This window comes from Rhizobium sp. CFBP 8752, assembly GCF_014842035.1.
Lineage (GTDB): Bacteria > Pseudomonadota > Alphaproteobacteria > Rhizobiales > Rhizobiaceae > Neorhizobium > Neorhizobium soli.
In genome coordinates this window covers 315341-336943 of record NZ_JACYUZ010000004.1, presented here as the reverse complement: position 1 = coordinate 336943, position 21603 = coordinate 315341, and the positions used below count along the sequence as shown (strand labels likewise).

15 protein-coding genes are annotated in these 21603 nt (G+C 60.5%); 9 read left to right on the top strand and 6 right to left on the bottom strand.

Annotated elements, in window-relative coordinates:
- Positions 1–28: 28 nt before the first annotated feature.
- Positions 29–826 carry a DeoR/GlpR family DNA-binding transcription regulator gene (locus IFT59_RS20065; protein WP_062458885.1) on the bottom strand — a complete coding sequence of 266 codons (798 nt, stop codon included), beginning with the start codon at positions 824–826 and terminating at the stop codon, positions 29–31.
- A gap of 449 nt (positions 827–1275) precedes the next feature.
- Here IFT59_RS20065 and IFT59_RS20060 point away from each other — a divergent pair, with 449 nt between their 5' ends.
- The 8 genes from IFT59_RS20060 to copD all read left to right on the top strand — a co-directional run bounded on the left by IFT59_RS20060 (position 1276) and on the right by copD (position 8663).
- Positions 1276–1818 carry a sigma-70 family RNA polymerase sigma factor gene (locus IFT59_RS20060; protein WP_192088003.1) on the top strand — a complete coding sequence of 181 codons (543 nt, stop codon included), beginning with the start codon at positions 1276–1278 and terminating at the stop codon, positions 1816–1818.
- Entirely contained in the window at positions 1811–2581 is a 771-nt protein-coding gene (locus tag IFT59_RS20055; protein WP_062458880.1) for an anti-sigma factor family protein, read from the top strand. Before IFT59_RS20060 ends, IFT59_RS20055 begins: the two co-directional genes overlap by 8 nt.
- Positions 2582–2598: 17 nt before the next feature.
- Positions 2599–3315 (top strand): Bax inhibitor-1/YccA family protein, encoded by a 717-nt coding sequence (locus tag IFT59_RS20050; protein WP_062458877.1) that lies wholly within the window; start codon positions 2599–2601, stop codon positions 3313–3315.
- Positions 3316–3550: 235 nt separating this feature from the next.
- Positions 3551–5452 carry a potassium transporter Kup gene (locus tag IFT59_RS20045; RefSeq protein WP_062458874.1) on the top strand — a complete coding sequence of 634 codons (1902 nt, stop codon included), beginning with the start codon at positions 3551–3553 and terminating at the stop codon, positions 5450–5452.
- A 94-nt stretch (positions 5453–5546) separates the two neighbouring features.
- Positions 5547–5954, top strand: coding sequence for a DUF2946 family protein (locus IFT59_RS20040; RefSeq protein ID WP_192088002.1), 408 nt, complete (start codon positions 5547–5549; stop codon positions 5952–5954).
- A 90-nt stretch (positions 5955–6044) separates the two neighbouring features.
- The gene (locus IFT59_RS20035) at positions 6045–7409 is read left to right on the top strand and encodes a PepSY-associated TM helix domain-containing protein (protein WP_192088001.1); all 1365 of its coding nucleotides are present in this window, start codon (positions 6045–6047) and stop codon (positions 7407–7409) included.
- A gap of 10 nt (positions 7410–7419) precedes the next feature.
- Positions 7420–7782, top strand: coding sequence for a copper homeostasis periplasmic binding protein CopC (gene copC / locus IFT59_RS20030; protein ID WP_192087999.1), 363 nt, complete (start codon positions 7420–7422; stop codon positions 7780–7782).
- Entirely contained in the window at positions 7779–8663 is an 885-nt protein-coding gene (gene copD / locus IFT59_RS20025; protein WP_342366123.1) for a copper homeostasis membrane protein CopD, read from the top strand. The genes copC and copD overlap by 4 nt, the downstream gene beginning before the upstream one ends.
- A gap of 3 nt (positions 8664–8666) precedes the next feature.
- On the opposite strand, the gene IFT59_RS20020 is transcribed toward copD, so the two are convergent.
- The gene (locus IFT59_RS20020) at positions 8667–9740 is read right to left on the bottom strand and encodes a lactonase family protein (RefSeq protein ID WP_192087995.1); all 1074 of its coding nucleotides are present in this window, start codon (positions 9738–9740) and stop codon (positions 8667–8669) included.
- Between the two features lie 7 nt (positions 9741–9747).
- Positions 9748–13404, bottom strand: coding sequence for a trifunctional transcriptional regulator/proline dehydrogenase/L-glutamate gamma-semialdehyde dehydrogenase (gene putA / locus IFT59_RS20015; RefSeq protein WP_446737851.1), 3657 nt, complete (start codon positions 13402–13404; stop codon positions 9748–9750).
- Positions 13405–13604: 200 nt separating this feature from the next.
- Here putA and IFT59_RS20010 point away from each other — a divergent pair, with 200 nt between their 5' ends.
- Positions 13605–14072 carry an Lrp/AsnC family transcriptional regulator gene (locus IFT59_RS20010; RefSeq protein ID WP_062458856.1) on the top strand — a complete coding sequence of 156 codons (468 nt, stop codon included), beginning with the start codon at positions 13605–13607 and terminating at the stop codon, positions 14070–14072.
- 15 nt (positions 14073–14087) lie between these two features.
- Here IFT59_RS20010 and IFT59_RS20005 read toward each other — a convergent pair whose 3' ends face one another.
- The 3 genes from IFT59_RS20005 to IFT59_RS19995 are packed head-to-tail and all read right to left on the bottom strand — an operon-like array spanning position 14088 to position 21602.
- Complete coding sequence (locus tag IFT59_RS20005) at positions 14088–16961, bottom strand: hypothetical protein (protein WP_192087993.1); 2874 nt, start codon at positions 16959–16961, stop codon at positions 14088–14090.
- Positions 16961–18793, bottom strand: coding sequence for a GMC family oxidoreductase (locus IFT59_RS20000; RefSeq protein ID WP_192087991.1), 1833 nt, complete (start codon positions 18791–18793; stop codon positions 16961–16963). The genes IFT59_RS20005 and IFT59_RS20000 overlap by 1 nt, the downstream gene beginning before the upstream one ends.
- Position 18794: 1 nt before the next feature.
- The gene (locus IFT59_RS19995) at positions 18795–21602 is read right to left on the bottom strand and encodes a c-type cytochrome (RefSeq protein ID WP_192087989.1); all 2808 of its coding nucleotides are present in this window, start codon (positions 21600–21602) and stop codon (positions 18795–18797) included.
- Position 21603: the final 1 nt, after the last annotated feature.

Genomic DNA, 21603 nt, shown 5'->3' with positions numbered 1-21603 from the left:
CCCCATTAGAGTGAAAATATCTCGAATGTCAAACGAAAGAAGACGCGTGCGTTGCAGCATCCGCGGTGGCTGTTTCGATCAGCGCAACATTCGTCTGATGGCAAAGATCACGGATCAGTTCGGACTGGCAGGCGTCGGTGATGAACGTATGAACCTGGGAGATCTGGGCGATACGAACCGGCGCCGTTCGTTCGAATTTTGTCGAGTCGGCCACAAGGATCACATGCCGCGCGTTGGCGATAATCGCCTGTGCCACTTTCACTTCGCGAAAATCGTAGTCGAGCAGAGCGCCGTCGTGGTCGATGGCCGATGCACCGATGACCGCATAGTCAACCTTGAACTGCCGGATAAAGTCGACGGCCGCCTCGCCGACGATGCCGCCATCAGACTGGCGAACGACACCCCCGGCAATGACGACCTCGATATCGTCGACTACTCTCAACCTGTTGGCAACGTTGATATTATTTGTAATGACCATAAGGTCCTTGTGGGCGGCCAGCGCTTCACCGACGGCCTCCGTCGTGGTCCCGATATTGATGAACAGGGACGCTCCGTCCGGAATGAGGGCTGCCGCAGCCTCGCCGATCGCCTGCTTCTCGACGGCAGCGATCTGGCGGCGCGCTTCATAGCGCATGTTCTCGATGCTGCGCGGAAACGTGGCTCCACCATGGATGCGGTTGAGGACGTCCGCCTCACAGAGATCATTCAAGTCCTTGCGGATCGTCTGCGGCGTGACGGAGAACTGAGTGGCCAGATCCTCCACCAGGACCCGCCCGGTCATCCTCGCCACCTCGACGATCCTTGCCTGCCTGTCCGTCAGATGCATCTCGTCCCCGTGCTTTCGTTTTCTTTCACTTTGAGACAAAAGCCGCGCGCAGGCAACAGCCTTTACGAAGGAGGTCGCTTAAGGACGTTGCCATAGGGTGAAAACGAAAAGAGCCCGCCGCGGGAGGAGGTGCGGCAGGCTCTTCAAAAGACGAGAGCAACGGCTGGGAGGAGGAGTGCCGGTGCTCTGCTGCAGAAACCTCTGGGAGGAGGAGGGAGGGTTCTGCGTGTCTGACGATTTGGGAGGAGGTAAATCGTTTCGACAAGATGGAAGATACGCTAAACCCGCTCATTTTCTAGGCAGGAATTGTCAGGGCAGACATGCACCGGACGCATACCTACCTTGGCCGTCAAAACGAGGGTTTGCCCTGTGTCTTTGAAGGGCAAAAAATCACGAAAATAATTTCTGACTAATGGAATAAAATCCGGCCGGCGTTCGTATAAGCAGGTATGGACCCGAACAAACGCTCATTCGACGTGATCGCACAGCTTGCCGCGTTGAGACGCTACGCACGCTCGCTTGCGCGCAACTCTGTCGACGCCGAAGACCTGGTGCATGACGCGCTGGTCAAAGCGTATGAGAAGCGTTCAACCTTCCACTCGGGTGGAAATCTGCGGAACTGGCTGCTCTCGATCGTCCACAACACGCATATGGACGGTCGCCGCAGCGCCCTTGCCCGTCGTCGCCGCGACGACCTGTTTGCCGATGATGGCTCGACCGCAACCGAGCCGTCCTATCCGGCAGCGCAGGAACATTCGGTTCGCCTGCAGCAGGTTCGCGAGGCTTTCATGACCTTGCCGGAGGATCAGCGCGAAGCGTTGCACCTCGTTGCGGTGGAAGACCTGTCCTATCAGGAAGCCGCCGACACGTTGGGTATTCCAGTCGGCACGCTGATGTCGCGGATATCGAGGGCGCGGGCTCGGCTGCGCAGCATGGAAGATGACAAAGGGCGTGGCGGCCACCTGAAAATCGTAGGAGGCAAAGATGAATGAGACCGGAACGGTCGTCCTGAATGACCTCGACGCCTACGTGGACAACCAGCTCGACGCGGCGGGACGCCTGCGTGTCGAGAACTATCTGTCCAGCCACCCGGAAGACGCCGCACGCGTCATGGCCGATCTCGGAATGCGGACGACGCTGAAGCTCGCTCTCACCGATGACGCCGTGCATGGCAGGACGGAGACCCGCGAGGCGGCGAGACGACTTTCCGCGAGTCTTGAAAGCCGGCGTACTTTTACCGCGCTCAGACGCGTCGCGGCGATTGCCATGCTTGTTTCGGCAGGATGGTTTGCCAATTCCTCGATCGGTCCGTTTGGTCCGAGCGAAGTCAATGCTTCGGTCCAGCCGCCAGCACTGATCGAAAACGCGGTGCGGGCGCACGAGACGTCGCTCGTTCGCGAAAAGATGCCATCCCAGCCGGAAGCAAGGACCTACGACCGGGAGGACATCCGCGCCGCAACGGCAATCGTCATGCCCGAATTGCCAAAGGGCTGGCAGGTGACCGACGTGCAGATCTTTCCCTCGGATTACGGCCCGAGCGTCGAGGCAAGTATGCGCACCGCTGATGGCATCAGGGTATCTCTCTATGCCGTGCGACCTGGCCATTTCGCGGTCGAGCCTATCAAGGACATGAATATGCCGAAGGCCGAAGCGGCCTGGTGGCAGATCGGCGACGTGGCTTACGCCGTGGTGTCGAGCACGACCGATATCGGCCTCGCAGACGAGGCCGAGCTTCTCAAGAATTCCCTTTACTGATCAACAGGAGATTCCGAATGTATGAAAACGACCGGCGCTGGGGCGCCACGACAGCACAATCCGGCGCAGTCTTCGATGAAGGCCTTCGCCAGCACATGCTGCGCATCTACAATTACATGGGGCTTGGCCTCGTCATCACCGGTATCGTCGCCTTCATCGTCGGCACCACGCCGGCGCTTTACGTGCCGATCTTCTCCAGCCCGCTGAAGTGGGTGGTGATGCTGGCGCCGCTCGCCTTCGTCTTCTTCTTCTCGTTCAAGATTCAGTCCATGTCGGCTGCCTCCGCGCAGATGACCTTCTGGGCGTTCTGCGCCGTCATGGGTCTGTCCCTTGCTTCGGTGTTCCTTGTATTTACCGGCGCAAGCATCGCCCGCACCTTCTTTATCGCCGCCACCATGTTCGGCGCGACCAGCCTTTACGGCTACGTCACCAAGCGTGACCTCGCCAAGTTCGGCTCGTTCATGATCATGGGTCTGATCGGTGTGATGATCGCTTCGATCGTCAACATCTTCCTCGGCTCCAGCGCCCTGCAGTTTGCCGTGTCGGTGATCGGTATCGTCGTGTTCGTCGGCCTGACCGCTTGGGATACCCAGAACATCAAGCAGCAGTATGCAGAAAACTACGATCAGGAAAGCCAGCAGAAAATGGCCGTGATGGGCGCGCTGTCCCTCTACCTGAACTTCGTCAACATCTTCCAGCTGCTGCTCAATTTCACCGGCCAGCGCGAAGAATAGACGACAAGAACAACCGGTTCCGAGACACCTTTCGGACCTTGACCAGCAGGGCGGATCACTCCGCCCTGCTTTTCTGTGACCACGCGAATGACGGCCTGCTGAAGGATATCGACCTGCGACTTCAGATGAAATAGGAATGCGTGGATCGAATTCGTTCAACACGTGTTTACGCGTCTATTCCGGCAGTAAACCGTTCAAGCTTGTTCGGTTGGAAAACCCTCAGACTGGAGTCCGCATGACATCCTCGACCGCCGGTTCGGCCGACAAAGCCGCAGGCCACCGGAAATTTCTTGTCCTGCTCTTGGGCTCGATCGGCGTCGTCTACGGTGATATTGGCACCAGTCCGCTCTACGCGTTCCGGGAGGCTCTGCGACCATTTTCAGAGAATGGCGTCCAGCCCGAACATGTCATCGGACTGATCTCTCTGATGGTTTGGACACTGACGATCATCGTCACGTTCAAATACGTCCTGTTCCTGCTTCGCGCCGATAATGACGGCGAAGGCGGCACGCTGTCGCTGCTTGCCCTGTTGATGAAGAAGACAGGCGGCTACATGCCTGTCCTGTTCTTTGCAGGCCTGATCGGTTCGGCGTTGTTCATCGGCGATGCGATGATCACACCCGCACTGTCGGTCATGTCGGCGCTTGAAGGTATGAAGCTTGTGACGCCCGCCTTTTCCGACTATGTTTTGCCGCTCTCAGCCGCAATCATGGTCGGCCTGTTTGCAATCCAGTCCAAGGGGACGGAGGCAGTTGCCAAATTCTTCGGCCCGATCACGGTCGTCTGGTTTCTGGCGATGGCATGGGGTGGCATGATCCATATCGGCGACGATTGGACCATCCTCGAGGCCCTCAACCCCATCAATGCGCTCTGGTTTATCACCCACGCCGGCTGGGCGGGTCTCATCGTGCTCGGCGCGGTATTTCTGACCGTGACGGGCGCGGAAGCGCTTTACGCCGATCTCGGCCATTTCGGTCGCAAGCCAATCAGTGTCGCCTGGTTCATCCTCGTATTTCCCGCGCTGGCCTTGAATTACCTTGGGCAGGGCGCGTTGGTCCTGAGCAACCCGGCCGCCATCGAGAACCCGTTCTATCTCCTTTATCCGGACTGGGCGTTGCTGCCGATGGTCATTCTGGCGACGATGGCAACCGTCATCGCCAGCCAGGCTGTCATTACGGGCGCGTTTTCGCTTGCCCGGCAGGCCGTGCATCTCGGCTTCCTGCCGCGGCTGATGATCAAGTTCACCTCGGAAACCAATACCGGCCAGATCTATGTTCCGGCCGTGAACATGATTCTGTTCATCGGCGTCCTGGTGCTGATCTTCTCCTTCGGCGATTCGGAATCGCTGGCAACCGCCTACGGTATCTCGGTCACCGGCGCGATGGTCGTGACAACGCTGATGTCGTTCCAGTTCTTGCGGGCGGTGCGCGGATACTCGGCCCTCATCGCCGGCGCACTTCTGCTGCCGCTGCTCTTGATCGAAGCGGTGTTCCTTGCCGCAAACCTTCTCAAAATCCACGACGGTGGCTGGGTGCCCGTGGCGCTCGCCTTCTTCATCATGATCCTAATGTGGACGTGGACGAAGGGTTCGAAATACATCAAGGACAAGACCGCCAGGAACGACATCCCGCTGGAAGTCTTCATTCCGATGATCGAGAAGGAATCCGATCATTCGCCGGTCGTGGTTCCCGGCACTGCGATCTTCCTCACCAGCGTCCCCAACCGGACGCCGGCAGTCCTGCTGCACAACATCAAGCACAATCATGTCCTGCACGAACAAAACGTCATCCTGACAATCTGGACGCAGGACAAACCCTACGTTCCCGATCGCGAACGGGTGGAAATGAAACGCATCTCCAAGCGTTTTATCCGCCTCGACATCACCTTCGGCTACATGGACGAGCCAAATGTCACCAGAGCACTGACGCTCTGTCGGAAGGCGGGCTTCAAGTTCGAGATCATGCAGACCTCGTTCTATCTGGGACGGCGCAACCTGGTCAGCACACCCAATACCGGGTTGCCGGCCTGGCAGGAGCAGATCTACATGGCGCTGGCCGATTTCGCGATCGACCCATCCGCCTATTTCAAGCTACCACCCAACCGTGTCGTCGAGCTGGGAGAGCAGGTAGCGATCTGACCTGATACCGTTCGCCATCACGCGTACAGTATGCCGCATTGTACTAGCGCCGGGGTGTGCTATCGAAAGATCGAACCCCGTGCACGAGGACGCGATGGGAAGGCTGGTCGGTAAATCGGAACAATGGGCGGTGCGCATTCTATGCGCCATCGCGCTTGTTGTTCTCGGCCTCTCGCATCAGCCGCCTGCCCTTGCAGCCACCGGTTTCGATCCGGCTGACTATGCCGAGTATGTGCTGCCGGACGGCACGCTACCGACGCTCTGCGTCACGTCAAACAGCAATCGGCATGACCGGGACGGACAACACCACCATAGCCAAGGCGGCAAGACCGACTGCGAAGCCTGCCGTATCAGCGCCGTGGCGATGGTGCCACCCGCGCCGATCCACGCAGAACGGGTATTCCTCGCCCGAGAACTGGCCAAGTATCCGTTCCCGGTGGGCGAGATCACCCGCCAGTTATATCCGCCGAATACCGGTCCCCGAGCACCCCCCTTCGCCTGATGATTATTTGAGCCTCCGCTGCGGCTTTGCCCGCGGCTTGTTCAATGTTGCAGATCGGCACAGTCCCGCCTGCCATCAGGATAATACCGAATGATCATCTTAACTTCCGCCTCACCCGCGGAAAGCGACGCCTCGGGCGTTTCGCTTTACCGCGCCCTATGGCGCTGGCATTTCTTTGCGGGTCTTCTCGCCATTCCCTTCATGCTCAACCTCGCCATCACTGGTGGGCTCTACCTGTTCAAGGACGAAATCAACGATACGTTTTTTGCATATCGCTACCAGGTGGAAGCCGCCGGTTCGCCGCTTTCGCCGGACCGGATCGTCGAAATCGCCGCATCAGCCGTCCCGGGTTCGGTGGCGCGCTCTTACAAGGACCCTGCTTCGGCAACACGGAGCGCCATCGTCACCGTGTCGTCCAAAGCCGGCTCCACGCTCGTCTTCGTCAATCCCTACGATGGCGACGTGCTGGATACGGTCGCGTCCGCCGAAGAGTTCAATCAGGTGGTCAGAAGCATCCACAGCCTCGCCTATTTCGGTACATTTCCCAACATCCTGACAGAGATCGCCGGCGGCTTTGCCATGGTTCTGGTCGCGACCGGGATCTATCTCTGGTGGCCGCGGCGGCAGACCGGCGGTGTGGTGACGGTGCGCGGAAATCCTTCGCGGCGGGTGTTCTGGCGCGACATGCACGCGGTCACCGGCGCTTTCGCAGGGTTGCTGATCTTCTTTCTCGCCGCCACAGGCATGTTCTGGTCGAACACCTGGGGCAGCAATGTCCAGGCCTGGCTCACCAACAAGGGCCTCGGCTATCCCGCAGAGCTTTGGGACAACGTGCCGGTGTCGAAGAAGGTGACGGGCGATGTCGCGCCCAATAGCGGCTGGAGTGTCGAGAAAGCGCCGGTGCCGATGTCGGGTACGATCAGCGGCGAACCGATCGGGCTCGAAAAGGCCGTCTCGATCGCAAAGGATCTTGGTATGGCCTCCGGTTTTGATACGGCGATCCCCCGCACGGAAACGGGCGTCTATACCGCCTCCATCTTTCCTGACGACCTTTCGAAGGAAAGGACGGTCCATATTGATCAGTATTCCGGAACACCGCTGGTCGACATGGGTTATCCGCTCTATCCGGCGCCTGGAAAGGCCGTCGCGTGGGGTGTCAATGTTCATATGGGCCAGGAATGGGGTCGGTTTAACCAGATGCTGATGCTCGCCACCTGCCTTGCGATCGTCTTTACCTGCGTCACCGCTGTCGTCATGTGGTGGAAACGCCGTCCATCCGGCCGCATTGGCGTCCCGCCGATGCCGCCGAGCCGTTCCGTCTATTTCGGTCTGTGGCTGATCACGCTGGTTTTTGCCATCGCGTTTCCGATGAGCGGGATTGCGATCGTCGCGATGATCGCCTTCGACCAGATCGTCGTCCGCTTCGTTCCGCCGCTCAAACGCGCCTTCGCTTAAAGGAAAACACATGCGTAACACACTCATCGCTTCGCTTGCATTCGCGGCTTTTGTTGCCGCCGCTGGCCAGGCTGCTGCCCATGCCAGCGTCAAATCGACGACCCCAACCGACAAGGCATCCGTTGCATCGCCGGAAGAACTGGACCTGACGTTTTCCGAAGCCCTGAACCTGCCGTTCAGCAAGCTTCACCTTCTCGGCCCCGACGGCAAGGAGATCGAGATCGGCAAAGGCGCGCTGAAAGACGCTGACAAGACGCTGACTGCGCCGGTCACCGGGCCGCTCAAGCCCGGCACATATACGGTCAGATGGAATGTGCTTTCGGTCGATGGCCACAAGACCAACGGCACTTACACGTTCACCGTGAAGCCGTGACAACGGCTGAGACCCTCATTGTAGTCTGCCGTTTCGGCTTCTACGCAGGCGCCCTGTTCCTCTGGGGCGCCGCAACCTATATCGCCGGTTTTGTGCCGGACGGTCTACGGCAATCGGTGTGGGCGAAGCTCACACCGATCCGCGGCCTGTCGGTGCTTGTGATAGCGGGTGCGACGGTTGCATCTCTGCCGCTCAGCGCCGCCCTTCTCGGCGACGGCTGGCAGGATGCGGCGGATCTCGGTATACTGTGGGCGGTCATAACCCAGACCAGTATCGGCACCGTCTGGATAGTGCAGGCGATTGCTGCAGGCCTGTTGTTCGCGGCCCTTACGCCCTCCTCGCGCTCGAAAATCCTGCCGACGGCGCTGGCGGCTTTGGTCGCTCTCGCCAGCCTTCCGATTTCCGGACACGCCGCTATCCACGATGGACCGTTGCGCCTGCTGCACCGGGCGAACGATCTGCTGCACCTTCTCTCGGGCGGGTTCTGGTTCGGGGCGCTGTTACCGGTCGCTCTGCTTCTCCCCGCGCTCAGGGACCAGTCGACGCGACACGATGCCACGACCGCTTTGATCGGCTTTTCCCGGGCAGGTCATGTTGCCGTGGCACTTGTGATCGTGACAGGGCTGTTCAGCACATGGCTCATCGTCGGCGGCCTGCCGCTTAACTGGTCCTTGCCCTATCAGCTGCTGCTTTCGGCCAAGATCCTGATCGTTGCAACCATGGTCGCGCTGGCGATCGTCAACCGTTACGTCTTCGTGCGGCTGCTCGACCGCAGCCCGCTGATGTATCGAAGCCTCGTCTGCGCGACGGTCACGGAAATCGGGCTAAGCCTCGGAGTGCTCGCCCTCGTCGCCTATTTCGGTCGTTTGCAGCCGGTCTAGACGTCAGGCGAACAGGACGCAGACGGGACTGCCGATCTCGAACGGCTCGCCGATGGTCGTCAGCGTCCCGTGTTCCCCATCGATCTCAAAGAAGACCAGCGAGTGGCTGTCCTGGTTGGCGACGATGAGATAGCGACCGGTGGGATCGATGGCGAAATCCCGCGGGGTTCTGCCCATGGTGGGATACCAGCCGAGGGTTCTCAACCCGCCATCGGCCAGAATTTCACAGGCGACGATCGTGTCATGGCCGCGGTTGGAGACATAAAGAAACCTGCCGTTCGGATGAATTTTGATCGCCGCGCAGGACGACGTGCCGGTAAAATCCGCCGGCACTGTGCTGGTTTCGGCGAGGAGCGTGAAATTGTCTCCCACGATGGCATAGGAGCCGACAGAGCACGCGGCCTCATGCGCGACGTAGAGCCTACGACCATCCCGCGAGCAGACGATATGGCGCGGCAGTGAACCGCCGGGCACGTGCAGCACGACATCCGGCTCTGAGCCTATTCCCCGATCGCCGAATGCATATCTGGCGATCTCGTCGGTCCCGAGATCGCAAACGAGAACATGCCGATCGCCAGGCATGACCAAAACCTGGTGCACATGCGGGCCTTCCTGCCTGTCGGTGACGGGGCCGGATCCTGTCCGCTGGATCACCATGACGTCGTCGTCATCGGGAAGACCCTGATGATCAAGACCGTAAGCGACCGCACTTCCGCTGCCGTAATTGGCAACGAACAGCCGTTTCCCTGAACTGTCGAGCGAAACATGACACGGCGCTGAACCTCTCGCCGAGATGCGCTTCGCCAAGTTTAGACCGCCGTCCACATCGATCTGCAGGACAACCACGCCCGCCTGCGCCTCGTCGTCGAGTTCCTCGACGGCATAGAGGACGTTTCCATCCTGCCCGAGCGCCAGATAGGTGGGGTTGCGGATCGCTTCGAACGCCGCGACCTCTTCGAACCGGCCCGTCTGGAAATCAAGGGAAAGCAGGCTGACGCCTTTTCCCTTGCCCTCCACATGCGGCATCGATTCCGTGTAGCTGCCTATGATGACGCGCGCCGTCTGAAGATCGTCCATGCTGTCCTCACCCTATCGCCATCAGGCTCGCGTTGCCGCCAGCGGCCGCCGTATTCACGGAGACCGACACTTCTTCAAGCAGCCAGTTCAGGCAATAGGGCTCATCCATGCCGGCGATGTCAGCTGAGGAAGCCGCCTGCGTCAGCACCAGCGGGCCGGGAAGGCTGGCAATACGGCGCGAGACGGAGATCAGGCTATTGCCGTCGCCTTCCACCAAGGCACCGGCATAGGGTCCATGGTTTGCCCAATCGGAAGACCAGATGATCCGGGCAGCGATTTCGGCCGGCAGATCGGAGAACTTACTCTGAAGGCCGGAGTCCGTGTCGATGGTGACGCTGTTGCCGGTTGCGAGCGCGGCACCCAGTTGGGAAACGAGACCCGCCTCTGTCTGCGGTACGAGCAGGATGCGACCGCGCGGATGCAGACTATAGGTGTTGCGCTCACCGACGGGCCCCGGAAGTTCCTGCGACATGCCGAGAGCGGATTCGCCACCCAGTTCGCGGATCGCTTCGGCGTCCTCGGTTTTGCCCTTGGCGCGCAGCCATTCGGCCAGCAACGAGATCGCCGGATCGACATGAACGGAACTGTGGCGCGGCGGAACCGGCGGCTGCTGCAGGAGGCGACCGAGATAGAGCGGACCGCCGGCCTTAGGCCCCGTGCCTGAGAGACCTCGCCCGCCGAACGGCTGCACGCCGACGACGGCACCGATGACGTTGCGGTTGACGTATATATTGCCGGCCCGGACACGGCTCGTCACATGCGCAATCGTTTCGTCGAGACGCGTGTGGAGGCCGAATGTGAGACCGTAGCCGGTGGCGTTGATATCGTCGATCAGCCTGTCGAGATCCTCACGACGATAGCGGATGACGTGAAGGACAGGTCCGAACACTTCCCTCTCGAGGTCCGAGAGGTTGTTCAGTTCGATGATCGTCGGCGCGACGAAGGTTCCGGCAGCCGTTGCAGCGGGGATGGCGACCTGCTCAATGCGCCGGCCCTTGGCGCGCATCGCATCGATGTGGCCGTCGATAACACCCTTCGCTTCGGCTGTGATGACCGGCCCGATATCGATCTTCAGCTGGTCGGTGCGCCCGACGGTCAGTTCGGCCAGGGCGCCGCGGAGCATGGTCATCACGCGGTCCGCTATGTCTTCCTGCAGGCACAGGACACGGAGGGCCGAGCAACGCTGACCGGCGCTGTCGAAGGCGGACGCGATGACATCGCCGACCACCTGTTCGGCCAGAGCCGAGGAATCGACGATCATTGCGTTCTGGCCGCCGGTTTCGGCAATCAGCGGGATCGGCTTTCCGGAACTCGACAGCCTGCCGGCAAGCTCGGCCTGGATCAGGCGAGCAACGTCTGTCGAACCGGTAAACATCACGCCTTGTGTTTCGGGGGCGGCCACGAGTGCTGCGCCGATCTTTCCATCACCCGGCAAAAGCTGAAGCGCGCCGCGTGGTACGCCGGCCTGATAGAGAAGTTTCACGCCTGCCGCTGCGATCAACGGCGTTTCTTCGGCAGGCTTTGCCAGCACGCTGTTGCCGGCGACGAGAGCGGCCGCGATCTGACCGGTGAAGATTGCCAGCGGGAAGTTCCACGGGCTGATGCAGACCACCGGCCCGAGCGCCTTATGCCCCGGCCCCAGCGTGCGCTTGGCCTGTTCCGCATAATAGCGCAGGAAATCGATCGCTTCGCGCACTTCGGCAATCGCGTTCGGCAGGGATTTTCCAGCCTCGCGCATGATCAGGCCGAGAAGGGACGGCATGCTTTCCTGCATGGCATCGGCAGCCCTTTCGAGGCAGGCAGCCCGTTCCTGCGGCGCAACGGACTGCCAATCGGCAAAAGCCTCTTGCGCGAGAGCGGCCGCCGTTTGCGCATCCTCCACGCTTGCTTCCGTGACTGAGCCGACCACATCCTGATGGTCAGCCGGATTGAGCACGGGCCGCGTTTCACCTGATGAAGTTCCATCGCCAAGTTCTGGAGCGGCTGTGAAGGGAGCCCGGGCGCCTTCCTGAAACACGGACGCGAGGGAGGCAAGCGTCGTTTCGTTGGCGAGATCGAACCCCAGGGAGTTCTGTCGGTCCTTGCCGAACAGGTCGGCAGGCAGAGCGATCTGATCGTGTTTTCCGCCGGAAACGGACATGCCGCGAACGACGGCGGTCGGATCGGCAATCAGCTCGTCGACGGACACCTGGTCATCGCCGATCCGGTTCACGAAGGACGAATTCGCGCCGTTTTCCAGGAGACGGCGGACGAGATAGGCGAGAAGCGTTTCGTGCGTCCCGACCGGGGCATAGATGCGGGCTGGCCGGTCGAGCTTTGACTGACCGACGACCTCTTCATAGAGCGGCTCGCCCATGCCGTGCAGGCACTGAAACTCGTAATCGCCGACCTTGAAATCAGGTCCGGCCAGTTGATAGATCGTGGCGAGAGTCTGGGCGTTGTGCGAGGCAAATTGCGGAAAGACGGCGTCGCGAGCGTCGAGCAGTTTCCGGGCGCAGGCGATGTAGGAGACATCCGTGTGCACCTTGCGGGTAAAGACCGGGAAGTCTTCGAGCCCGTCGATCTGCGCCTTCTTGATTTCCGCATCCCAGTAGGCGCCCTTGACCAGACGCAGCATGATGCGGCGGTTGGAACGGCGTGCGAGGTCGATGATGAAATCAAGCACGAACGGGCATCGCTTGCCATAGGCCTGCACCACGAAGCCGATGCCGTCCCAGCCGGAAAGAGCAGGGTCGAAGCAGAGGTCCTCCAGAAGATCGAGCGACAGTTCGAGGCGATCGGCCTCCTCCGCATCGATGTTCAGACCAATATTGTAGGACTTGGCAATGGCGGCCAGCGCCTTCACGCGCGGCAGAAGTTCTTCCATGACGCGGCCGGCCTGGGCGCGGGTATAGCGCGGATGAAGTGCCGAGAGCTTGATGGAAATGCCCGGGCCGTTGTAGATCCCGCGTCCGGCAGAGGCCTTGCCGATCGCATGGATCGCCTTCTCGTAGTCCTTGTAATAGCGCTCCGCGTCTTCCCCTGTCGTCGCTGCCTCGCCAAGCATGTCGTAGGAATAGCGAAAGCCCTTCTGCTCCATGGTCCGCGAGCGGCGCAGTGCTTCCTCGATCGTCTCACCGGTGACGAACTGCTCGCCCATCATCCTCATCGCCATATCGACGCCGCGGCGGATGACCGGTTCGCCACAGCGGGCGATCAGACGCGTCAAGGCCGCTGAAAGGCTGCGATCGCTGACGGTCGAGGTCAGTTTGCCGGTCACGACAAGTCCCCAGGTCGCCGCGTTGACGAAGAGCGAACGGCCCTCGCCCACATGCGACTTCCAATTTCCGCCGGAAATCTTGTCGCGGATCAGCGCATCACGCGTCGCCATATCCGGAATGCGCAGCAGCGCCTCAGCCAGGCACATCAGGGCAATGCCTTCCTGGCTGGAAAGCGAGTATTCCTGCACAAGCGCTTCGACGCCCGACCCCTTGGCCTTGCGGCGCAGCGCGACAATCAGATCGCGCGCTGTCGAACGGACTTTGTCAGCGAGGTCGGCGGGCAGTGTTGCCTGCTCGAGAAGCGGCAGCACACTGTCGATTTCAGGTCTGCGATAGGCCGCTGTGATGGCCTTGCGCAAATCGGACTGCGGCCGGATCGGCGGGGCGAAATCTTCAAAGGGCATGGTCTCCAAAGAGCCAGGCAAGAATGTGTTGTGTTCCATCGCAGATGCCATTGTTCCGCCTCCCGAATATCAAGCCAATCTAGCGGATCAGCGACGATCCCGCGATGCGAGAAAAATAATCGAATCTGCTCTATATAGCTTCTCTGAAAATGGGTAGAATTTGGAGAAATTCACCACGTTTCGGGAGGAGGACAGAGAAAATGGAGAGGAAGAGCGATACACCTGGGGATATCGACCACTTCGACCGGAAGATCATGGATGTCCTTGTCGGCGATGGCCGGGTCTCGGTGACGGATCTTGCCGACAAAGTCGGCTTGTCCAAGACCCCGGTGAATGCGCGCCTGAAGCGGCTGATGCAGGATGGCTTCATTCTCGGCTTTCGCGCCGTTCTCAACCCGAAGAAACTCGGCCTCGACCATGTGGCTTTCGCAGAGGTGAAACTGTCCGATACGCGCGAAACGGCACTCAACGCGTTTAACGCAGCAGTATGGCGAATTCCCGAGGTCGAGGAGTGCCACATGATAGCCGGACGTTTCGATTACCTCCTGAAGATCCGCACACCCAACATCCGCCGCTATCGCGAAGTGCTTGGCGAAAAAATCTCCAGTCTGCCATTTGTGGCAAGCACCTCAACCTCGGTTGCCATGGAGGCGGTGAAGGAACGATAGGTCCAAGACCACTGGTCAGAGTTGAGGCGGCAGCTTTCCGTTCAACATGTCGAGCAGCCTGACCCAATTGGCACGATGCCGGTTACCGGGACCATCCTGCGCCCAACCCAAGACCCTCTTGACGCCCGCGTTGTCCTGATAGGTGAAGGCCCGGCTGCTGTGCAGAGACAACACGAGTTTTTCGACGTCCTCGGCATGGAGCGTAACCTGTTCGCCCGAATGGTTGGGATCGCGAAACGTCATCGAGCCAGGCAGCAACCAATGCGTTCCGATGCCTCCATTGCTCGAAAAAACGGGCGGTATCACGATGTCATGAAAGTAGATCTTGCTGCAGTGGGTCGTTTCGTAGAGCGTTTTGAGGTCGGCGCGCAGTTCCGCTTCCATGCCGAGCCCGAGCTGTCCACCGGCTCCAAGGACAGAGTCGAAACCGAAACTTTCGCTATAGGGCCCCGCGAGGGCGGAAACATCCGCGACGATGACGTGGAGCGGGGCGAACTTTGCCGAATTGCCGCACCCGCAAGATTTGGGTTCTCGTCTCGCCGCATCGCGCAAGGCACGATACATGGTCACGGTACCGCGGTTCTCGACCGTCCCGCCGTCCGTTACCCAATAGCGTTTGGCAGTGCCGCTGCTCGGCATGATATCCACGGCGGCATCCGGAAACACAGGGGGGAAATTGGCGCTCAATGCTGCAGCGCGTGACACAGAGACGTCAGGTTCGTCGATGGTGACGATTTCCATCCCGGGCGACGTACTTGCCTGCATCGTCTGGGTCGATCCGATGTTGGTCAGCACAAGCCGCCCGCCCGCGCTTGCGCCATCCAGCAGCCCCTGGCACCGGCTGGCCTGTTCCGGCAGCGAATACCCGTCGCCTCGGCGGCACGGATTTCCAGGATCGGGATAGGATCCGACGATCGACGAATTCAGCATCAATCCAAACGAGACGTCGCCCATCTTTCCCGCCCCCATTCGGCAGGCGAAGGATTCCGCCAGGATATGTCCGAGTTTGGAGCGGGCTGGTGCAATGCCGCTCACAGAACCATCCGGCACCGCCGGCTCGCCGCATGTAAAACGTCTCCACTGAAAGCGACCGAATGTGATCCGCAGGTCGCTGGCGCGATTGATGACATCTTCAATATAAGGATGCGCCATTTCCCGCGAATAGCGCTCCCACGCCATGAAGCCGACGCCACCGCGGGAGCGTAGTTCCGCCTCGTGCAAGCCAAAATACGCAAGCGCAGCGCTCCCGCCGGAAACGCCGCTCGCCATCACCACGTCGCAGACATGTCCCGCCTCCGCCAAGCCCCTCAGCAACGAGGCGGTATAGATTGCAGCGCGTGTACCACCTCCGGAAGCCGCGATGGCGATGCGAGGCATGCCCGCTTTCAGAGGTGAGCAGTCGCCATTTTCATAATCCTGGTTCTTCATGAACGCGAGAGCATCGCGACCGCCCCCACCCTCGGCATGGACTGTGAGCTCCGGCGGTTGCACCGCGTAATAGAACGTCAGGACAATCGGCCCGACAATCAGGCCAAAGGCCAACGTTCCGACGATGACCGGATAGATCACCGCCGCCCGCTCGAAATTGCGCAGGCTCGCCAGCAGATCGTCTGCCTTTATCATGTCGCGTGAGCGAAGCTCTATCTGGCGCCGGAATTGACCGATCAGCTCCGCGGGCGTCATGAACTGAAGAGCCGTGCCGCCGCCGGCATACCCGTCTTCGTAGTGACCCCGCAGCTTCAAGCGGCCGGCGCCATGCAAACTGATCGTGCGACCTTCGCTTTCGACGCGGCTGAGTGTCGGATCACCGTGGTAGGGATAACCGACCGATATGGCGGTGCGCCAGTCGGGCTTGAGTGTGAGCATGCGCATGAGCCTGCGGGCCACAAACTGGTCGGTCCAGAAACCGTAATACCAAGCGCACGCATAAGAAAGCAGGATGTAAAGCATCAGGACCGGGTTGCCATAACCCGTGCTGCCGCCATTGAAGAGGTACGTGATGAAATGTATTTCCGCGAGCCGTGCCCCGGCGACGGCAATGACGAGAATGGAAATCACGCGCTGCGGACCGATGAAAAACATCCGGCCCAGCGTCTTCAGGATTTCCATCAGCCGCTCGAAGAGAATGCCGAGGAAAAGCAAGATCCACATGATCCCGCCGACGAAAAGGAAAGTTGGGGCAAGAAGATGGTCGGGTACGAACAGGGTCAGCAGCGACCCGGGCAGAAGGAGTTCTACCGGATAGCGAACCGGAGCGATTGCCAAGGCGGAAAAGAAGGCAGCTTTCGCCCCGCCCCCCACGAAACTGTAGCGATCCTTGGGAAGAAACAGCTCCACCTCTGGCAGGGCATCGGCCAATCCTCCATCGGCTGTCGACCTGAATAGCGCTGCGGCAAAACCGAATGCAGCAGCAAGCGCGACGGTCATCGCAAGAACGACGGCCACGCCCACGTGCAGTCGGGGTGCGGCGACCATCTCTCCGTAGACCTCGGGCAGAGAACTCCACAACAGCAATGCCAGCATCGCAACCAGACATGTCAGTTGCCCGGTCAGCAGATAGTTGTTGGCGACTTGGCGACGCTCGGCAAGAGCGTTGAGACCCAGAAAAAGCACAAGTCCGATCACCAGCAGAATGAGGTTCGGCCAATCGGTTTCCATGGTGGGGCCAAGTGCCAGCATGACGGTCAGAACCAGAAACAGCGCCGGCGCGTACCAGGGATAACGGTCCGGGGCGAGCAGTTTCCAGTAGGCGCGTCGCCTTGTCGGAAGCGGCCGGTTGGCCCACGCATCCAGACGTCGCCAGCCGCGAACGAAATCCGCAACCCTGTCGTTCAGCCAGGGATAGGCTTGCCGAACGAGAGACCGGCCGCGTGGTTGAACCTGCGTCATCACGCCATCTCCCCCTGTGGTGGCGAAAGCAAAACGTCGGCCGCCTTCTCGGCGATCATGTAGACCGCGCAGGCGAGGAAATAGCCGGGAATGCGGGGAAAGACCGACGCATCCACGATCCGCAACCCATCGACGCCATGCACCTTGAACCGGCTGTCCGTCACGCCGCCGCTGTCCCGCGGCCCGATGGCGCAGGTCCCGCAGGCGTGGTGACCCCATGCGTTTTCGGCCACGTAGTTGCGCAGTGCTTCGTCGCTGTCGCGCCAGCGGCCGGGCTCTTCCTCTTCGGCAACGAGGTCGTCCATCCCTTCGGCCACTTTGCGCACGAAACGGACGCCCTTTACCATCGCATCGAGATCGTGACGGTAATCGCCGCTGCCTTCGGCAAAGGAATGGAACTGGATGTCCGGGTCTGTCCTCCAGTCCGAAGATCGCAGCCTCACCGTACCGGCTCGGTTTTCCGTATAGGCCTTGAGCACGACCCAGCTCAGATAGTCTTTCTTTCTGATCCGCTGCGAATAGCCTTTGTAGTAGCCGCGGAAATCACCCAGCAGCGAAAAGCAGTGGAGATCAGGCTCGTTCAGGCTGTCGCGCGATTTGAGCGCCATGGAAAACAACAGGCCGTTGCTTGCGTAGTTGCCAAGACGAAAGCGCCGCCACTTGCGGTATTCTGCGTCACGGATCGAATAGGCTGCGTTTTTAAGCGTCGCCCAGGGCTTGTTCATGCGGCTGACGACGCCGATCTCATATCGGTCCTGCAGATTGCGGCCAACGCTCGGCAGATCTTCGACGACGGCGATCTCGTGTCGAGCGAGATGAGCGGCATCGCCAATTCCCGACAGCATCAGGATCTTCGGCGATGCGAAAGCGCCGGCTGCGAGGATGACCTCTCGCCGCGCCTCAACGAAGAGTTCGTTGCCGTTCGCATCGATCGCGTGGACGCCCACGGCGCGCCTATCCTCAATCGCAATACGCGCCACCGCTGTTCTCAGCCGGATATCGAGCCTGTCGGGATACCTCGCCTTGACGTCGAGCAACCGTTCGCGCGGCCCATGCCGCACATGCCTGCGGGTGGAAAGGGGCGCGATGCGGATGCCGCTTGCGAAGGGGTTCCAGACCCGGTGCGCATTCGGATCGGTTTCCGCCGTCTCCCATTGCGTCCCGGAATGACCGAAGGCATCAGCTGCCGCGCGCACACAGCGCAGAAGCGAGCTCAACAGCAGGCGGTCGCGGATTGGTCTCAGCGGAAAAACCAGTTCCGTTTGCATCCAGCCCCACCAGCCGTGTCCGGTCGGATTGAGACCAGTGAGGAAGGAAAGCCAGCGCCAGAAAAAGATGCGGTAGCGGCAGCGTTCGATCCGTTCGAAATAGGTCTGCATATGCGCAGCCCGCCAGCTCTCGTCGCCTGTGAGGTCGCGGATATGGTTCCAGTCGCAGGCATTCGGTTTGACGATGATCATCGCATGATGGGCACTGCAGCCACCCAGCCCCTGTGCACGGGGATAGAGAATTCCGCCCTTTTCATCGCAGTACCGCCAGTCGCGTTTCTGCACGGCCGTATCCTCATAATGCCTGACATAGTAATCACGCGCCAAACCCTCGTGTTCGGACGCGAAAGCATGGAACGCCGGCACTTTATAAGCATCGGCCAGAGGCATATCGGGGTCGTCATCTGCAACCGCATCGCTGCAAGGCCGTTCGGCGAGCGGATCACCACCAGCTTCGATCACCAGAACGGTGCACCCCGCCTCCACAAGCCGCGCAGCCACGACCGCCCCACCCGCACCGGCGCCAATCACGATGTAGTCGTGGGTCGCTTCGCTCCCTGCCATGTCACAGCTGCTTCAGGAATGAAATCAATGCGTCCTTGTCCGCCTGCGACAGATCCGAGCCGAAGGCATGTCCCGCATTGACGACGTAATCGGGGCACTTGCTGAGGGTCACGAGCCGATCGATCAGGCCGGTCTCGCGCACGACCGTCTCGGAATGGCTCCGCACCGCCGGGTCGGCCAGTTCCTGCGCGGAGCATTGCCCGCCCAGCTCTGCGAAGGCCGAAACCAGGCCGGGACCATTGGTGATCAGCCGCTTGTAAACGGGCCAGGCGTCTTCGTCATGATCCGGCAAAAGCTTGGTATTGACCAGCGCATTGACCGGAAATCCCGACGGGAAGGGCCCGAGTGCAATCGATCCGTCATCCTTGAACGCCCAGGGCGCAATGCGGCTGAGCAAGCCGCTAAAGGGGCGGACCTGATCCGGCACGAAGCCTTTTGGGATGATCAGGCAGGAAGGGGCGCTGGTACGATAGATATAGCCCGGCACGGCCTCTTCGGTCGCTTTGTCCATCCGCCGCGTTTCCGGTGAAAGCATCTGCCGGATCGACGTGTCGAAGGCCGAAAGCCGGTTTTCGATACAGGGCATGTAGGGGTCTTTGGGATCCGCAGCCGGGCAGGCGCTGGGAGATCGTGGGTAGCTTCCGATTCCGGAGTTCGCCTGCGTACCGGACGTCCCAACCGGCCCGCTTTCCGTATCCTTGCCATAACGCGGATAGGAATAGGGGATCTCGTGCCCGACGGAATTGTTGAGGAGATAGGGCGCCGTCGACCAGAGGCTGATCAGCGAAGGCGGTCGCAAATAGCCGCGTCCGTTACCCGGTGATTGCATCGGCGTTGCTGCACCCGAAACCGGATGATGCACCGTCACTTCCTTCGGTGCAGGCAGGGTTTTGTATGTCGACGAGGTGAAGTTATCCCAGATATCGCCGGCCAGGCCATTGGTGGCGATGGCACTGCACGCATTGGTGCGCACCAGATCGATCGGCACCCTTCGTTCACTTGACAGATAGTTGTCGACGAGAAAGTCCGGTTTCTCGGCCTGCGCACGCATCAATTGTTTGAACTGTGCCGATTGTGCCCAGGCCCAGTAGCGGTCCCAGCATTCACGGTACTGCGGCCCCGCGCCGCCGCCCTCGCAGATCCCCTCGCCAACGCCGAATTCGGCCGGAGCCTTGGGTTGTTTGCTCGAATGGCACGCCGCGCAGTTTTCAGCGAAGACATCACGACCACGGGCTACCTGCTGCTGATCCAGCGCGGCCAGCAGCTCCTTTCCGCCCGGCGCGTCCTTGAGGAGATCGGAGCGACCGGTGACGAGAAAAAAGATCGCCATGTCGGCCGTCATCGTCTCGGTCGCCTGCCAATAGACGGAGTTCTTCTGCGCATCCGGAACGCGGATTGGCGATATCTTCTGGCCACCCAGGAAGGGGCGGAAGTGCAGAAGCCACTCTTCGCTGAACAGCCCGATGTTCAAGTAAACACGGTTGAGCGCCCCAAGCGTGCCGACGGAGTCAGACCCATCCTTCAGCACCCGCATCGAAGCAGACTTGCCGTCCCGCTTGTTGAAGAAGGCATGCAGTGCCGCGGTCTGCGAGTAATCCTGAAACTGCTTGTTCGCCAGCTCGTCGCCGGTCAAATTTTCCCAGCCCGTACCGGATGCAACTCCAAGGCGCGCTACTGTCTCATAGACCGCATTCATCGTGCGAGGGTTGTTGATGTAATCGCTCGAAACGAGCGAGGTATCCAGCGACCCCGGCGGATTGGTGTGGAACAGCTGGAAAAGGAAATTGCCTTCGTTGGAGGTCGGCTTATCGTCCTCGCCGCGCGGTTGCGTGTTCCAGAAGAAGATCCGGTCCACCCAGAAGTACTGCGCTCCCGGGTTCGAGGTGATCTGCGAAAACTGCGGCCTTTCCACATCCGCCGGCGGCGTGATCGGGTTCGGTCCGACATGGCAGAACGCGCAGGACATGCCGACGCGGTACGGACGCACCAGATCCTTGTCGTTGTAGTAGGAAGGGTCGTTATAGTAGCGGTCGGGGTCCCACTTTTTCGAGGCCTTCAAGTCGAAATCCGGGTTGGGAAACAGGCGCAGCCCCATGACGCCGGTCGGTTCCCCGTAATAGGAGCCGACCGGCAGGGTCACCTCCCGGGCTTCAAACTCAACCGGTTTACCCCGCGCACCCACTTCCACGCCTGGGTATCGCCTGTCCGCGTCCGGATTGCCGCCGAACGGATCGGGAGGCGTGTCAGTCCGGCGCTGGTCGAGCCACAATCCGAAGTGTTTCGGGTCCGGTCCCGTCGCCTCATCGAAGCCCGGCTCATTGACGAGCCCGAGATACCGAAAGCGATTGTCGCGGCCATAGGCCTGGCTCGGATGCGAGGAAACCGTCTTCAGAAGATCAAATGCTCCGATCGTGTTGCGCGCGGCAAAATCCCAGAAGCGATCATTGCCGCCGGTCCAGACAATCCAGGCATTCTGACCGCGGATTGCCGCCTGTCGGATCGCCTCGGGGTCAAGCCCCGTCGCGCCTGCAATCTGGCGGATTTTCTGCGGGTACTCCCCTCCCTCAATCCCCTTGAGGAGACCCTTGTCCATCTCGGCGAAATAGGGCTCGGTTGCGGCTGGCAGACTGGAAACGTCGCGCCGCGCAAACTTGGCCTCGTCCTCGACCTTGCCGAACTGATCGGATGGCGGCTGGATGAGCGACCAGACGACGAAGCCGGCCACGAACAGAACGATCACCACCAAAGCGGCAGCGGTCGTGACCAGCCAGAAGAGGAAACGCTTCGCTTTCTTGGTCCAACCGTGCATG